Source organism: Streptomyces sp. NBC_00075 (assembly GCF_045041225.1).
Classification (GTDB): domain Bacteria; phylum Actinomycetota; class Actinomycetes; order Streptomycetales; family Streptomycetaceae; genus Streptomyces; species Streptomyces adonidis.
On the sequence record NZ_CP108243.1, the window covers coordinates 10,740,553 to 10,755,981 of the forward strand.

Genomic DNA, 15,429 nt, shown 5'->3' on the forward strand with positions numbered 1-15,429 from the left:
CGCAGCGCGCGGGCAGCCTGTTGCGACACAACTCCGTTGCCCAGAGCGGTCAGTTGGGCCGGGCGGACCAGCCCGGGTGTGTCGGTCACCCAGCCCGGCGGGAGGCCCTGCATCCACTCCACGAACAGCGGGCTCAGGCGGCCCGCGTCATCGGTCGGCCGTGGTGCGAGACGGGTGACCGTCTCCCATCGGGCGATGGCGGCGGCGTAGCGTCCCCAGGTCCCGGCCCGTCCTTCGTCGGAACCGGCTCGGCGAACAGCGGGAGTACCACTGCCGAGAGGCGCGGCAGGAAGCCTGCTCCCGGTCGACGGACCGGTGTGCCGGTCTCCCCTGCCCGGTGTGTCGGACGCAGCCGGGCTGCCGCCGAGGGGGCAGGGTCAAGTCCCCATTGCCGTGGCGCTGGTTGGGTGAACCCTTCGTACCGTCCGAGGCTTTCGGGGTGGGCAGGAGCCACTCGACCTCGTCCGCCAGGTTCGGGCCGTGGCCGCCCTGCTTGCGTTTCGCCGGGTGCTGACTGCCGCCGTTGGCCCCCAGGTTGCTGGTCGGCATCTTGAGCAGGGGCGACCCGTCCGGACGGCCAGGCGGCGAGGAAGATCCGCTCCCGGCGGTGCGGGGCTCCGACGTCAGCGGCGCGAAGCACGCACCAGCACGCATCGAACCGGAGGTCGGCCAGGGAGCCGAGTACGGCACCGAGCGCTCGCACAGCAGGCTGACCTGCGGTGTCTCCCAGACACCGCAAGCAGAATTCCACGTCGCCAGGGGAACCGGCGGGCGAGGTGAGGAGCCCTCGGACATTCTCGACCACCACCAGGCAGGGGTTGAGGGCTTCGACGGCGCGGACGACGTGGTGCCAGAGCCCGGAACGGGTGCCTTCGGCCAGTCCGGCGCGGCGGTCGGCGTCGGAGACGTCTTTGACAGGGGAAGCCGGCCGTCAAGACGCACACCCCGGGGACGTCGGCCCAGTCCACGGCGGTGATGTCGCGGAGGTTGGGCACGGTGGGCCAGTGGCGGGACAGGATCCGGGAGGCGCCCGGATCGACCTCGGCGTGCCAGGCGAGCGTGCCCCCGAGGGCGGCCTGGGCGCCCAGGTCCAGGCCGCCGTAGCCGGAGCACAGGCTCCCGATCAACGGAGGCGTCGGCGACCCCGGAAGATCAACGTGCGTGGCGGGGTACGGGGGTGAAGGCGAGGCGGACCGGTGCAGGCGCGGGCGGTTCGGGGCACGCAGGGAGGCGTTCGGGCGAATCGGCGGGGAGGACCGAGCGGCTCAGGGCCGCCAGCATGTGCGGCGGGGTGCCGTCCAGGCGGTCCGCCGCACGCCGCAGGTCGACGACGACGTCCTGCAGGCTGTCCCGGACACGCTCCGTCCGCTCCTGGATAACCCGGAAGGCGGCCTTCCGGGCATCGCGGAGATCCCCGGATTCAGGGGCCTTGGCGTACCGGTTGAGGAAGCCGAACTGTGCGAGCGCTTCGGTGTGGTTCTTCAGGGCCTGTCCTGCGGGGACGGCTGCGCCAGCGTAGGCGTGGACGACCGGGCCGAGGTCGAGCGCGGCGGTGTTGTCCGTGGCGCGGAAGAGGACGTCGTCGGACAAGTCCTTGATCAGGTCGGCCAGCACGGCGAGTTGTTTGGCCGCGGTGGCGAGGCCGACAAGCTCGCTGGGTGTCTGGGGAACGCTGATGTCGTCCCGCAGTTTGTCGAACTCCACGGCGAAGAGATACAGCTCGCCCTGCTCGATGGCGGCGCGGCCAGTGCGGTGCATCACGAATGGCTCCGGCGGGGGTGTCGATCAGGGGTAGGGGAGCATGCGGGCGTGGCTGATGCCGTGGCCGGCGCGGGGGCCGTTACAGGAAGAGGACTGCGCGAGCGGGCGGCGTCGATTCGTGTGGCCGCAGGCGCGTCTGTTGGGCCGGCCGGACGGAGCGGCGCAGTCTCGCTCTCGGAGGCGGCTCGCCAGCGGCGGCGGACGTCGTCGAGTGGTCCCAGGGCGTGCAGGGCGTAACCGATCAGCCGTCCCGGGGCCAGGGCCTCGGTGTCGGCCAGCGCCCGCACCTGCCGGGCTGCCATGGCCGCCGCTCGTACGAGGGATGCCTGAACGATGCGCTCGCCGAAGTACTCGGCCGCTCCGGAGAAGGCCAGCGGGTCGCAGATCCGCAGGACGCGCTCGGCGTCGAGGCTCCCGTCGGCCAGTGCGCCCCGGCGCTGTGTCTCCCACAGCATGGTGAGCTGGTCGATGGGTTCACCGCGGTGGTGCAGTGCTCCTAGGGAGCGGTAGATGTGCTGGTGGCCGATGTCGGCGAAGTCGTCGGGGTGGAGCCATCCGACGACGTCGAGCAGTTGGTCGGGGCGGACGCTGAGACAGCCGAGGAGGAACTCCTCGTCGGCCAGGACTTCCTCGTCCACAGGCTGCGGCTGGTGTGCCGACGGCTGACTCGGTGCGGGCGGCGCCAGGGGGCGTGGGTCGGTGCCCCACCGGTGGGCGAGGTCGGTGAGGACGTCGGACAGGATCTGGGCGTGACGGATCGTTTCCTCGACACCCCCGCGGACTCCGTCGGCACGGGCGGCCTGGTGGAGGCGGATGGCGTGTTGGGCCACACTGCGGTGGATGGCGCCTTCCAGGACCATCCGTCCGTAGACCGGGGCGTGCGCGGGGCGCGGACAAGCGGACACGAGCGAGTGGGCGTACGGCGCCGTCAGTCCGCGCGTGCGGGTGCCGGCCTCCTGCAGGGTGTCGGTCACCCAGGCCAGCGGCAGGGGCTCGCCGGCGCTTATCGTGGTGGCGGGGTGGCCGTCTGCTCGGAGTTTGAGCATCGCGGCGTACAGGGCCCGGTGCGCGGGGCGGGAGAAGTGGTCAGGTCGCAGCCAGGGGGAGAGGTGGTCGAGTTGGCCGGGATCGAGGAAGACGGCGCCCAGGACCGCCTGTTCGGCCTGTATGAGCGGTGTCATCGGGAGACCTCGCCGACGGGCCCTCGGCCGGAGTTCAGGTGTGCGACGGCGCGGTTGGCGGCGGCCAAGTCGGCGGCGAAGCAGTCCAGTTCACTGGTGAAGGCGGCATCCGAGGCGGGCAGAGACCCGGTTGGAGAGACGAGCCACCAATGGCCGTCGCGGCGTACGGCGGGCGTGTCGGCAAGTCGCTCGACGGGGCGGACGGACGCCCAGGTCGGCGGTACGGGATGGGACATCGGAGCACCTCAGGCAGAAGGGGAACGAGCAGCGGCTGGGCGGAGGCAGGCACCAGGCCTAGGCGTCTGGTGCTGACTCGCTGCCGTACCGGGGCGGTCACGCGGCCGGGCCGAAGTCGTCGCGACGCAGGTGCTTGGCCAGCGCCCGCTCGGTGATGGCCGCGGTCGCCTCGGCGGAGGCGGCGCCAAGACGGTCGGCGTCCGGTTCGCGGAACCAGGGCTTGAGGTCGAGCAGCGCCGGACGGACGCCGGTGGCCAACAGGAGCGCGGAGCCCTTGGGCAGGGCCCGGATTGCGTCGGCAGGCAGCACACGCTCCTGACGCATCGAGACCGATGTCGACTTGCCCGACTCACTCGTGGATACGGAGACGGTGCGTACGTCGTGGTCGCCGACGAGGCGGGACAGCTTGTCGGCGAAGTCGGCGTCGTCGATGCCGGAGCCGATCAACTTGATCGTCGCGGCGGACCACAGGGCGTCCATGCCGGCCTCGCCCCAGACCCGTACGCCCTGGCGGTAGGACTGGAGGATCGTGATCGGGATGACGCCGCGGGAGCCGAGGTGGGAGTAGAGGTCGGGCAGGTCCGCGATCTTGCAGACATTGGCGGCCTCGTCGAGGATCGCCAACAGCGGCGCGTCGAGGCGCCCGCCGTCACGTTCGGCCTGGAGGACGGCCGCACGCATCACCGCGTCGGCGGCTGCGGCGATGATCGCCGAGGCGGAGCCGCCGCCGTCCTTCGACAGCAGGAACAGCGTGTCCTTGCTGGTCGCGAACTCCTGCGGCTTGAACTCCCGTACCTTCTCAAGACCGTTGGACGGGGTAACCCAGGCGGCGATGGCCGGGTCGAGGAGACAGCTCGCGTACTGCCGGGCGGTCTCGAAGATGCCGTCGCGGGTCTCGACGGCACCGGCCACCGTGCCCTGGAGCTGTGCGGCGACGGCGTCGAGGCCGGCGTCCTGGAGGAGGTCGATGGGCGTGCGGTCGGCGGGGGAGGCGAGCCAGGCCAGCACGTCGGTGATCGGGCGGCCGTCGCGGGCAGCGGCGAGGAACAGGGCGGTGAGAGTGTTGGCGGCGGCGGTGGACCAGAAGTCACCCGCGCTCGACTCGTCCACAGAGGCGGTCACGAAGTGCCCGGCCAGCCGCCGGGCCCCGGCGAGATCATGGGCGTCGGCGAGGACGTCCCACCACATGATCTGCGGGGCGTGCGCGATCTGCTGCGGGTCCAGCGTCCATACCGTGCCCACCCGGGAACGCTCGCCGAGCGTCGCCGTGAAGGCGTCGCGTGCCGCCTTGTTCGAGGTCAGCAGTACCGGGCCGGGGGCACGCAGAATCGCGGGTATCGCCAGACCGGACGTCTTCCCGGACCGAGGCGCCATGATCGCGAGAAGCACGTCCTCCCAGGAGGAACGCACCTCGGTGGCACCCGGCTTCAGTGTGCCGAGCAGCACGCCGCGATCGTCCGGCTCCACGTCCTTGGGCTTGGTGCCCTTCAGACTGGGCCGCAGATCGACCGCCTTCTTGGCGATCTTCCGGGGCAGCAGATCGGCCAGGTCCCGCCGATCGGCCAGCCCGCTGGGATTACGGCGAAGACGCAGCCAGAGCCGGGCCCCGAGAACGGCTGCCACGGCGAGCACGGCGCTCGGCAGCAGATAGCAGCCGGTGAGGACGGCGGGGTGAGGGAGATGCGGCCAGACCAGCCTGGGGTGCAGGAGCGCGTTGGTCGGCTGGAAGGCGGCCCACGGATCGGAGCCGGCAACGACGTTGGCGAGATTGCCGAACAGCCAGGCCAGCGAGCCTCCTGCCATACCGAGACCGGCGATGCCGATCAGGAGGTAGAGGAGGAAGTCGGTGCCGGTGGTGGTCGAGGGCGTGTTGGTACGCGGAGATGACAAGGCGGGATCCAGAGGGGTGCGGACCTACGGGTGGCGGTGGGACGACGCGTTGATCTGGCGGTCACGAGCAGGCTCCTAGCGGGTGCGGCGGCGGATAGCGGAGTCGGGCGCGGTGGGGGAGAGCGTGGTGGGCTCGGCGCATGCCGCAGACGTGGCGGCGGCAACTGCGGGCGAGTCAAGGGCGGCTGCCGTGTTGATCTCCGCGTGACGCTGCCGGATCTCGGCGAGTACGGCGGCGAGCGCCGTCTCGGATACCAGATCGTCGGCGACGTGCGCGTCGAATTGCTCGGCTCGCAACAGGCACACGGCACGGGTGGCCCGGCTGCGCTGCTCCTCGTCGGCCAAGCACTCGGGCAACTGGTGCCAGACGTACTGCGGAACAGCGGTCATCTCGACGAACCCGCAGGCGACAAGAATCCGGTGGGCGAGAGGATCGCTGCAGTCGGCGATGACCTCGGTGCCGAGCGGCTTGCGGTAGATCTCGGCGTCGGTTCCGTACTCCTCGTGGAGGAAGGACACGAAGCGGCCTCCTTATCTAGGGGGATTCAGCGGGCCCGGCCCGGCGACTGAGGTGTCCCGGGCGGCGTGGCTGCGGGCTCAGCCGACACGGCGGCTGCTGGTGCGGGGCGGCGGTTGGGGGCAGTCGCGTTGTAGCGGGCGACGCCTTCCTGCCAACTCCTCTGCGCGGGAGGGGCGAGATCCCGCATGCGGTCGCTGGCGGCATGTAGGTCCGTGCCGAGCTCCCTCGCCGTCGCGGCGGCATCTTCGAAGACGTATGACAGGTCCCAACCGCGTTCGGTATCAGTGGCGTTGGCCTGTGCGGCGGCGGCCTCGAAGAAGTCGCCGAGGCGGACGAGAACGCCGTCGTCCGGGTCCAGAACCTCGTCGACGACGTCCGCCGCGTCCCTGTACGTGGTCGCGCCGTTGAGTCGGTCGACGAGCATGAGCACGCTGTGTCCGATGACCCGATCACCGGCGGGGTCGGTGGGCGTGGTGACGCGGGTGACGTCCAGGCCGGGGTCGAGATCGACGTGGTAGCCGACGGCGGTCAGCATCCCGGCGGCGTGGGTGGCCATCCGGTTCTCGTGCGCTTCGCCCATGTCCCAGGGCAGGCGGTACCAGAAGGAGCGCGGCGTGGTCTGGATGACGAAGCCCGCGCGTTTGAGGAGGGTGGTGGCCAGCTCGTCGCCGCCTTCGGCGATGACGTTCCCGGTCGGCTCGCGAGTGATGACCACAGAGGGTGTGGTGGACATGGAGGCCTCCGGGCGCGGTTAGAAGTGCGGGTTCTCGGTCGGCCGGTCGTTCGTGGCGGCGGCTTCCAACAGCTCGGGGAGGTCGGCAGGGTCGGCGTCGCGTTGATCGAGCCACCACCCGGCCCGCGTCAGGAGCCGTACGGTGTCCTCGATGGCCTCCCACTCCGTCTCGCTTGTGGTGCCTTCCAGGGCGAGGGCGGTGTAGGCGGCAGAGACGAGCTGGTGGCGGCAGCGGGTGCCCCAGGCGACCGCACGGTCGGTGCCGTCCAGCGGAGGCATCCGGTAGCGCGCTGACCACTCCTCCGCCTCGTCCTGCTCGGCGGCTCGCTTTTCCGCCAGCCACTCGGCCTTCGACTCGGTGTCCTCGCCTTGGGCGGCACGCCAGCAGCCGGCGCAGTCACGCTCGGCGAGCCATCGGGCGTAGCCGGCGCGGCGGTCGGCCGGGCGGTCGGAGAGATCAGCCCGGGAGGTGTGTCCGCAGGCGTGGTTGATGGTCCAGGACTTCTTGACGGCCATGAGCCGGACTCCTTGAGCTATCGAGAGCGGGATCAGCGCGAACGGCGGGTGCTGGGCGGGGGAGCCTGGGCACGGACGGTTGCGTCCGGCGGTTCGGGGCCACCGGCGGGGGCCGGGCGGTTGGGGGAGGACGCCAAGGCCGCGCGCGAGCGTGCGGTGTGCGTGACAGACGGGATCTCGTGCCGGGCGGGGAGCGGCACCTCGGCCAGGGGCGGCGCGTTGTCCGGAGTCAGGTCCGGCATGACGGCCAGGTCGAGCTGGGCGGTGACGAGCTGATCGCCGAGGAACGCGACGTGGTGGGCGATGGTGCGCAGATGCACGCCCAGCTCGCGGCCGTTGGGGGTACCGAGGCGCTCGCACCAGACGGCGGCCGTGTCGACGAACTCCTCCAAGTCGCCGACGACACCGTGGTGTTCGTCGAGGATCTGCTCCAGTACGTCGGCGACATCGGCCGAACGACGCAGCTCGTGCAGTTCTCCGGTCAGCGCGGTCAAGGACTGGCCGGGCAATGCCTGGCGTACGGGCACCCGGTCCGGGGTGGGGATGGGCGGCGGCAGCATGATGCAGGGATCGGCAGCTACCGAGAGTCCGACGTTCTGGAAGTCGCGGCTGGCGCGGGCCACGGTGCGCACCGCCGTGTTGTGCGGGGTGTCGCCGGGCAGCAGGTAGAGATCGAGGGTGCTGCTGTAGCGGAAGTGATGCTTGCGCAGGACCTCGTCGAGGAACGGCCGGTCATCCGCGACGGCGGCCGTCACCCCGAGGTCGGGGTCAACTCCGAAAGCGACGTCGGGCTCGAGTTGCAGATTCATGGCGAAGGCTCCCTTCGGCGCAGGCGTCTAGCGGACGCGGGCCGGCTGCTGGGCGGCGACGGGCGGGCGGTAGGCGACCGCGGTGTCGGGCCGAGGTGGCACCGAGGCGCCCGCGCGGCCGGGGGAGATGGCGACGGCGGCCCTGGCCCGGCGCTGCTGGGTCGACGGAGTCGGATCGGGACGTCCGTTACCGCGGATGTAGGAGAACGCGTCGAACGCGAGGGACGTGTTGTCCAGCCGGGACTCGACGTACCGCAGATCGCCCTCGCCGTGCAGCAGCACGCCCTCGCGGGTGCGCAGGTCGGTGCCGACCGCCCGCAGCGTGCCGTCGGGATCGCGTACCTCGTCGTGCACGACGATCCGGGCGGCACGGATGTCGGCATCGAGCGCGCGGGCGGACGCGAAGACCGCCTCCTCGCCACCGACGGCCTCCGGCCGGTCGAGCAGACCTCGCCCGCCGTGGAGCCGGGTGGCGGGCTTGACGTCGTACACGGCGTCGGAGGTGACGCTGTACTGAGCGGCGCGCAGGGACTGGACGGCCTGCTGGCCTCGCCGCCTCGGGTCGTGCGTCGGCTCGGGCAGGGCGTACAGGTGACTATCGGGCATCCGTTCGAAGCCGACGAGCCGCAGCATGCGGTCGGCGGCGTGGTTGTCGTGCGATGCCGCGGCCACGACGCCGTACTGGTCGTGGTGGGCGATGGTGATGTGCGGAGGTATTTCCGCCACAAGAGTTGCACCTCGCAGTGGTCGGGGCGTGCGGAGGACGAGGATGCGGCCCGAAGACGGATTTGGCGGTGCCGGGAATCCGCGCTAGCGCGATCGGGTCGGGCGGTCGTGCCTGAGGACGCCGAGCGGCGGAGCAGCGGCGGACAACGTCGCTACCGGGGCGTTCTGGCGGATCGCGTGCGGAGACCGGGCGCGGGCTGCCTCGGCCTGTGCGGAGTGCTGTGGCCTGTCCCGCCAGCCGCGCACGGCTCGCTCGGCCCGCGCCATCTCGACGAGCGCGCCGCCGTTCTCTGTCCAGGTCAGGGAGTAGTGCCAGCCGTCGGCATCGCGCTCGGCTACAGCCTTCGCGAAGGCCGCTGCGGCGCGAGGGCGATCCGGCACCAGTGCACCGGCAAGAAAATCGAAGTCGGCATGTACCTGTGCGCCGCCTTCCAGGGCCTCGCGCAGCACCCGAAGCCGGTACGGCCAGCGTCCCTCCGCACGATCACCAGGATCCAGGAGCGGGAGTGTTGCGTCGGCGTGGGCGACGAGGGCCGGCCCGCAGGTGAGGGAGGGAGCGAACTGCGCCCACATCTCCGCTTCCCGTTGCTGCTGGCGCAAGCCGTAGCGCTCGTCGAGGGGCCGGTGGTCGGCGTCGCACAGGCTGCCCGACACGGCATCCCACTCAGCCAGGACGCGTTCCCCGGCGGCCACGCGCGGGCTGAACGGGGCAGCAGACACAGTGCCGTCGTCACCGGCCAGAGGCATCGCGGGCGACGTCTACGGCGGGGCGGGAATGTCAGAGAAGAGAGCATGGCGTGGCCGTGGGCGGATGACTGCTGACCGCGGCAGGGTTGCACCAACCAACCAACCAGGCGGGATGAGATGCGGGTCCGGCCGTGTGCGGATTGTGCTGGATCACTTACGCAGGAGTCATGATTCGTGCTACTCGTTTAGCGGGGTGATCTGGCGAGATGGGCGGGGGCGTATGACGTCGGACGGCATGGAGGTACGGACGCGGAGGGCGAGCCGGGTTCAGGATGCCGTACGCATCCTGTTCCTGTTGGACCACTGCGCAGAGCCGGATACCGAGTGCACGGCCCATCCGGATGCGGTGACGGTTCTGCGCGGGCAGAAGAAGCTTCAGGCGCTCGACTTCTGGCTTCGGAATCCCGACTACCTTGCCGATGAACTGTTGAACGCTGCAGAGACCGGCCGGAGCGTCCCGGGAGTCAGGCCGGTCGATCGGGCGGCAGCATTGCTGGACGGCGATGAGCCGGATCTCGATTCCTACCCCATGATCCGCTGGCGCTACGGCGCCTACGAGTCGCTCGATGACGCTCTGGCTCTGCTGGTCGCACACGGGCTGATCGGCATCGATGCGATCGGTACAGCGCCCGACATCGACCGCTGGGATTACTGCCTACTGCCAGCGGGCCGACGGGACGCACAGGAGATGCGCACGCAGGAGCCGGATCTGTCTTGGTACGACGAACGCGCCGCACTCGTACTGCTGCTGGCCGGGGACCGTAGCGGCAGCGCCCTGAAAGAGCTCCAGTACGCGCAAGGTGAGTACGAACGCACCCATATGGGCGAGGACATAGCCGGCATCCTCCCGCGTGTCCGGGCCCGCCTGGCGGCACTACAGAACAGGACGAGCGAGGGGCTGAGCGCATGAGTAACTTCACCGAGGCCGTCGCCCGCCGTGCCGGTGTGGACGTCGCGGAGGCCGCAGCAGTGCTTCAGCACCACCGGGTACGGGAGAGCAGCGTGCTGCCGCGGCCGCACCGCCTGGCGCTGACCTCCATCGAGTTCTCGGGAACCAAGGCAGGCAAATTCACTGACGACTTCCGCTTCACATGGCCGCTCAGCGACGGGTTGTGGTGCCTGGCCGCCGACAACCTCAAAGGCAAGAGCACCGTCCTGGAAGTGATCTGGTGGTGCCTGCGCGGCAAGAACAAGAGACTGCAGGACACCGCACGCAGGTGGATCTCCCAGGTCCGGCTCGAAGGCCACATTGATGGTGACCCCTTCAGCGTGACGTTCAGGCACAGGGACGGCATACCGACCGGACGCTTGGAGACCGGAAAGGGCACACCCGGGGTCGACTTTGCCAGCGAAGCTGAGTTCGCGTCCGTGATGAGCCAGTTCATGATGAATCGTCTCAACTTGGAGATCCTACGCGGATGGCACTCCGACGTCCAAGGCGAACAGGACGGTAAGGCCACCGTCACCGACTGGGCGCTGTTCAGCCATGCGCTGATCTGCCGCAACCGCAACGCTGAAGTTCTGCTCGGAGAAACCACCGAGAACGGATCCGTCGTCAGCCTGCTGCAGATGTTCATCGGTTTGCCCTGGACCAGCACACGCCGTGACGCCGATACCGCCCTGAAGACCGTTCGTCAGCAACAGCGGGGAGACAAGCGCCGCGCTACTGAAGACACCCAGGCTCGCACGGACTCTCTGCAACAGCTCAAGGACAAGATCACGGCAGCCGAGGCGGCCCTCGCCAATACTGGCGCCGCTCCATCACTGGAAGACCAGGCCATGGCCATCGAGCAGGCCGCGGCCCACGTCGCGTCCTGCGCAGAGCGCCATGCCACTGCCGTACAGGTGCACCTCACCGTCCAGCAGAACCACACCGAGCTGCACCAGACACTCTTGGAAGACCGGAAACGGCTACGCGACATGAAGGAGAACACGGCAGCCAAGCGGTACTTCGGGGCACTCACCCCCACTTGCTGCCCGCGCTGCACCACCACCGTCGCTGACCTCCTTCACGCGCGCGGTGAGCAGGCTGCGGACCAGTGCTCCGTATGCGGCAGCGCAACTCCCGAGGATGCTCCGGAGGACACCACAGCCATCGACCAGCTGAGCGAGAGCATCGACTCCCTGACCGTCGCAGACGACCAGCTCCGCACAGGATTGCGCCGGGCGGAGAAGAAGCGGAACGAAACTGAAGACCAGCTTGAGGCCGCCCGCCGTGCGATGGCCGCTGCCCAAGCAGGGCTGCCGGATGCTTCCGTCCTGCGACGCCAGCTTGACCTGGAACGTCTGCGGGGCGCCCTGACCGAGCGCGAAGTCACCCACGCTCGCGCGGGCGGAGCAGCGCAGACGGACCCGGAGGAGAAGATTCTCGAGGCTGCGTACAAAGAAGCAGACGCGCGCGTTGGGAAGGCCAGCAAGCCCATCATGGACCGGGTCAGCAGCGAAATCTTCGACCTCGCCGTACGACTGGGATACAACAACCTCCAGGGTGTAGCGCTGCAGGCCAACGGCCCCATGAAGCTCCACTTGGACGATGGGCCGACCTGGTTTCAGAAGGTGACCGAGGGCGAACAGCTGCGCCTGCGCATGGCGACTCTGCTCGCCCTCCTCCGCGTCGGCCAGCAGCACGGTGGCCGTCATCCCGGCCTGTTCCTCATCGACTCCGCCGGAGCCCAGGAGATGATCCCGACCGACCTGGCCGAGACGCTGCAGCAACTGCAGGCCATTTGCGACGAGACCGACGGGCTGCAGATCATCGCCGCTACTGCCAACCGCGAACTCGCCCGTGCGGTCATTCCTGACGACCGCACGAAGATCGCTGAAGCAGGTTCCTTCATGTGGTGACCAACAACCCGTTGGGGCGTTAACGCGCCAAAACCCCGCAGGCCGCCGCACGACAAGGAGGGCCACCGTGACTCCACTGGAGACACTGCTCGGCCGCCACGGAGACTCCCCCACACTCGAAGACTTCGGCGGCGAAGACCAAATCTGGACCCAGGCGAACGAACTTGCCACCTCCCGACTGTGGTTCCGCGCGGCCGAGACCCTCCTTGCTGCCTGGGACCGCCTCAGCAGCCCCGACCGCGCCGCAGCCTTCATCGCCGAAGCCCTCACGACTGAGAACCGGCCGGGCGTCGTCGGTGACCTCCTCGACCGACTGTGCGACCATTCTGGATACCTCGAGCACCACGCCGCCACGCTGAATCGCATCGCCCTGCGCCGGACGGGGTCCCACGCCACCGCCCTCGAAGCCGAGACCGCCGGCCTTTTCCTCGAAGCCGCACTTCGCCTGGCACTCGCTGGAGGCGCTATCAAGCGCTATGGGCTCCTCGACATCCTCGTCGACCCACAAGTCGTCTCCGCACCAATCGGATACGCGCGTCAAGTCGTACGGGCACTCGGAGCCGCCTATGAACAATGGCGCGACGAAGACCTGACTACCGCGCTCCATGCATTCATCGACATACCAACGCTGCGCTCCGACGCCGCGTTCGAGCTGGCCATGTGCTACCTCTCTGACGCTTTCAACGCCGCAGATCGCCCCAGCCTCCTGACCCAGCTCACCACCAGCCGCACCCACTTCAGCGAAGCCATCGGCTCCGACGAGGACCGCCCGGACGCCACGGCATACCGAGCCGCGATCAACGCTGTCCTAGCCTTCGAAGCCGGCGACAATGAAGCTCTCGCCGCCGAGGCAACGCAACTACGTCGCTCCACTTCTGAACACAGGCTCTGGCTCACAGGTCTGCGGACTGGCTGGCGAGATGGCCGCTACGACACCGAAGCTGCCTGGTACACCCTCAGCACTGACCTTGAGCGGGCCGCCACCCACCTCAACGCACCTCTCCCCACCTGGCCAAGCCAGACGATCCAGCACATCCTCGCCGTTTACACCGCTCACCGCTCCGTACGCCTCACCTCAACGGGAACTGCTTCCGCGCTGCAGCTCCTCGTAGCCCCCCGCATCGAGGACGCCTTCGCCGCCCGCGAGGGGCTCCTACTGCACGTGCGCGGGCTTCTCGCTGATGCCCCACCGGACTGGGATCGGCACGCCGCCGAGGAACTCCGCTCAGTAGTCGAGTCCCGGCTCGGGCTTCAGCCTGAGGAAGCTGCCGAGGACGGCCCGGGAAAAGACGGAGCGGCGGGCGACTTGGCCGCCGCACTCGGTAGGCAGGTACTAGTAGGGCTTGGTCAGGTGCGGTCCGTGATGGCGTGTCTTCTTGATCGGTTGTGTCGTTGGTCGGGTGTGCTGGGTGGGGAGTTGGCTGCGGTCCGGTGTGATCTGGAGGACTTCGCGGCGGAGATGTTCGAGCCGTTCGCGCGGGCAGATCAGCGGCGGTGGGGCGAGGTCTATCTGCGGGGCCTGCTGCTGGACGGCGGGCGCAAGTCGGTGGAGCCGATGGCCGCCCGCCTGGGCGAAGACGGGAACCGGCAGGCCCTGGCCCACTTCGTCACTTCCAGCCCGTGGGATGCGGCACATGTGCGAGCCCGTTTGGCCTGGCGTATGCAGCCGGTCGTCAAGCCCACCGCGTTGATCATCGATGACACCGGGTTCCTCAAGGACGGGGACGCGTCCGCGTGCGTGACCCGGCAGTACACCGGCACTGCGGGCAAGGTCACCAACTGCCAGGCCGGGGTCTCGCTGCACCTGGCTTCCAACGGCGCCTCGGCGGCGGTGAACTGGCGTCTGTTCCTGCCCGAGAGCTGGGATCCCGCCTCTCCGAAGGCCGATCCGGTCAAAGTGGTCCGCCGTGACAAGTGCGCCATCCCTGCCCAGGTGGGCCATGTCGAGAAGTGGCAGCTGGCCCTCGACATGATCGACGAGACGCGCTCCTGGGGTATCGAGGTGCCCCAGGTCATCGCCGACGCCGGCTATGGGGACACCGCCGCCTTCCGGCTTGGCCTGGAAGAACGCGGTCTCGACTACGTGGTGGGCATCTCGACCACGACCACCGCGCAACCCGAGGACGCACAGCCGTGCACGCCGGCCTACTCCGGCCTGGGCCGACGGCCGGTTCCTGCCTACCCCGATCCGGCGCAGAGGGTGAAAAGCCTGGTCATCGCGGCCGGCAAATCTTCCGCACGGCCAGTGCAGTGGAGGGAGGGATCGCGGCCGGGCAGTGGCCGCAGCGGGCACAAGCGCATGTACTCGCGCTTCGTGGCCCTGCGGATCCGGCCCGCCGGACGTGAGATCCGCAAGGCCACGGCCGCCACCGAGCTTCCGACGCGCTGGCTGCTCGCCGAATGGCCCACCGGCCAGGACGAGCCCGTGCAGTTCTGGCTCTCCAACCTGCCCGAGACCACCCCGTTGCCCGTCCTCGTGCGCACCGCGAAGCTTCGCTGGCGCATCGAGAACGACTACCGCGAGATGAAACAGGCCCTGGGCCTGGCCCACTTCGAAGGCCGAACCTGGCCAGGCTGGCACCACCACGTCACCCTCGTCTCCGTCGCCCACGCCTTCTGCACCCTCCAGCGACTGAGCCGATCCCCAAAAGAGACGGCGTCGGCCTGAGCCTCTACCGAGTCGTTCGCGAACTGCAGTTACTCCTCGTGATCTGGACCGGCGCCTGCCCCACCTGTCACCGCGACATGCCAGACCTCGCACCAACCTGACCAAGCCCTACTAGCTGCCCTACCCCCTGGGGTACTCAACGGCCTCCACGAGCAGCTCACTGACAGCGATCTCAACCACATCGCATCGCTGCCCAAAGCTGAGCAGGATCTCTTCAACAAGGTTGTTGAGGGGTTGCAGCAATGCCCAGACTTCCAGTCTCTTCTGGTGCGGAGACACTTTATCCGCCTCGTCACCGCGACTATCCGATTCCTTGCGAACAGGATGGACCGTGGCCGCGACAAGCACACGAAGAAGACCGCCTATCTCTTCGCTCCCAAGCCGGGAGAAACGCTCCCGCATGAGATCGAGCTGCAGGAAGATCTGCACGACTATCTCGACAGTGCGTGCTTCGAGGTTCAGATGGAAACCATCGACCGCAGCGGGGGGCGCGCTGACATCCTGGTTCTATTCCCGGAATTCAGCATCGTGATTGAGTGCAAGCGCGAACCTAAGAAGGCAGAACCCGAGGATCTCAAGCGCTACCTGGGGCAGACTGTGGCCTACCAAGCCTCAGGAGTCACGCTCGGCATGCTTGCCGTTCTGGATCTTACGCCGAAGCCCCACTGGTTCCCCAACCTGCGCGACAACATGTGGACCGAGCATGTTCCCGCCCCCGATTCCCGGCAGCTGGATCGCTGGGCCGTTGTCGTCCGGGTGCCCGGAAATCGCACTACCCCTCACGACATGTAAGGGCT

Annotated in this window: 15 protein-coding genes and 1 pseudogene; 4 read left to right on the forward strand and 12 right to left on the reverse strand. The window is 68.9% G+C overall.

Annotated elements, in window-relative coordinates; genetic code table 11:
- Positions 1 to 133: 133 nt before the first annotated feature.
- From OG787_RS46990 to OG787_RS47045, 12 genes and pseudogenes are all read right to left on the reverse strand, one after another.
- Positions 134 to 880: a DNA cytosine methyltransferase gene (locus OG787_RS46990; RefSeq protein ID WP_405540788.1), complete on the reverse strand. Its 747-nt coding sequence runs from the start codon at positions 878 to 880 to the stop codon at positions 134 to 136.
- A gap of 91 nt (positions 881 to 971) precedes the next feature.
- Positions 972 to 1,127 (reverse strand): annotated as a pseudogene (locus tag OG787_RS46995) (DNA methyltransferase); the annotation flags it as partial.
- Between the two features lie 25 nt (positions 1,128 to 1,152).
- Positions 1,153 to 1,758 (reverse strand): hypothetical protein, encoded by a 606-nt coding sequence (locus OG787_RS47000; RefSeq protein ID WP_405540789.1) that lies wholly within the window; start codon positions 1,756 to 1,758, stop codon positions 1,153 to 1,155.
- Complete coding sequence (locus OG787_RS47005) at positions 1,758 to 2,942, reverse strand: DnaB-like helicase N-terminal domain-containing protein (RefSeq protein ID WP_405539652.1); 1,185 nt, start codon at positions 2,940 to 2,942, stop codon at positions 1,758 to 1,760. Before OG787_RS47005 ends, OG787_RS47000 begins: the two co-directional genes overlap by 1 nt.
- Positions 2,939 to 3,178 (reverse strand): hypothetical protein, encoded by a 240-nt coding sequence (locus OG787_RS47010; protein WP_405539653.1) that lies wholly within the window; start codon positions 3,176 to 3,178, stop codon positions 2,939 to 2,941. The genes OG787_RS47005 and OG787_RS47010 overlap by 4 nt, the downstream gene beginning before the upstream one ends.
- A gap of 97 nt (positions 3,179 to 3,275) precedes the next feature.
- Entirely contained in the window at positions 3,276 to 5,069 is a 1,794-nt protein-coding gene (locus OG787_RS47015) for a type IV secretory system conjugative DNA transfer family protein (RefSeq protein WP_405539654.1), read from the reverse strand.
- A gap of 75 nt (positions 5,070 to 5,144) precedes the next feature.
- Positions 5,145 to 5,588: a hypothetical protein gene (locus tag OG787_RS47020; protein ID WP_405539656.1), complete on the reverse strand. Its 444-nt coding sequence runs from the start codon at positions 5,586 to 5,588 to the stop codon at positions 5,145 to 5,147.
- Between the two features lie 26 nt (positions 5,589 to 5,614).
- Positions 5,615 to 6,322 (reverse strand): hypothetical protein, encoded by a 708-nt coding sequence (locus tag OG787_RS47025; protein ID WP_405539657.1) that lies wholly within the window; start codon positions 6,320 to 6,322, stop codon positions 5,615 to 5,617.
- A gap of 18 nt (positions 6,323 to 6,340) precedes the next feature.
- A complete protein-coding gene (locus tag OG787_RS47030) occupies positions 6,341 to 6,838 on the reverse strand; it encodes a hypothetical protein (RefSeq protein WP_405539659.1) in 498 nt (165 codons plus the stop codon).
- A gap of 32 nt (positions 6,839 to 6,870) precedes the next feature.
- On the reverse strand, positions 6,871 to 7,647 hold the full coding sequence (locus tag OG787_RS47035) for a hypothetical protein (RefSeq protein WP_405539660.1): 777 nt from the start codon (positions 7,645 to 7,647) through the stop codon (positions 6,871 to 6,873).
- Between the two features lie 27 nt (positions 7,648 to 7,674).
- The gene (locus OG787_RS47040; RefSeq protein WP_405539661.1) at positions 7,675 to 8,373 is read right to left on the reverse strand and encodes a hypothetical protein; all 699 of its coding nucleotides are present in this window, start codon (positions 8,371 to 8,373) and stop codon (positions 7,675 to 7,677) included.
- A gap of 84 nt (positions 8,374 to 8,457) precedes the next feature.
- Positions 8,458 to 9,120 (reverse strand): hypothetical protein, encoded by a 663-nt coding sequence (locus OG787_RS47045; protein ID WP_405539662.1) that lies wholly within the window; start codon positions 9,118 to 9,120, stop codon positions 8,458 to 8,460.
- Positions 9,121 to 9,340: 220 nt separating this feature from the next.
- Here OG787_RS47045 and OG787_RS47050 point away from each other — a divergent pair, with 220 nt between their 5' ends.
- The 4 genes from OG787_RS47050 (at position 9,341) to OG787_RS47065 (ending at position 15,424) form a co-directional block, all read left to right on the forward strand.
- Positions 9,341 to 10,030 carry a hypothetical protein gene (locus OG787_RS47050; RefSeq protein ID WP_405539663.1) on the forward strand — a complete coding sequence of 230 codons (690 nt, stop codon included), beginning with the start codon at positions 9,341 to 9,343 and terminating at the stop codon, positions 10,028 to 10,030.
- Entirely contained in the window at positions 10,027 to 11,964 is a 1,938-nt protein-coding gene (locus OG787_RS47055) for an ATP-binding protein (protein WP_405539664.1), read from the forward strand. Before OG787_RS47050 ends, OG787_RS47055 begins: the two co-directional genes overlap by 4 nt.
- 1,363 nt (positions 11,965 to 13,327) lie before the next feature.
- Positions 13,328 to 14,632: an IS701 family transposase gene (locus OG787_RS47060; RefSeq protein ID WP_405540791.1), complete on the forward strand. Its 1,305-nt coding sequence runs from the start codon at positions 13,328 to 13,330 to the stop codon at positions 14,630 to 14,632.
- Positions 14,633 to 14,956: 324 nt separating this feature from the next.
- Positions 14,957 to 15,424 carry a hypothetical protein gene (locus tag OG787_RS47065; protein WP_405539665.1) on the forward strand — a complete coding sequence of 156 codons (468 nt, stop codon included), beginning with the start codon at positions 14,957 to 14,959 and terminating at the stop codon, positions 15,422 to 15,424.
- The last annotated feature ends 5 nt before the right edge of the window (positions 15,425 to 15,429 follow it).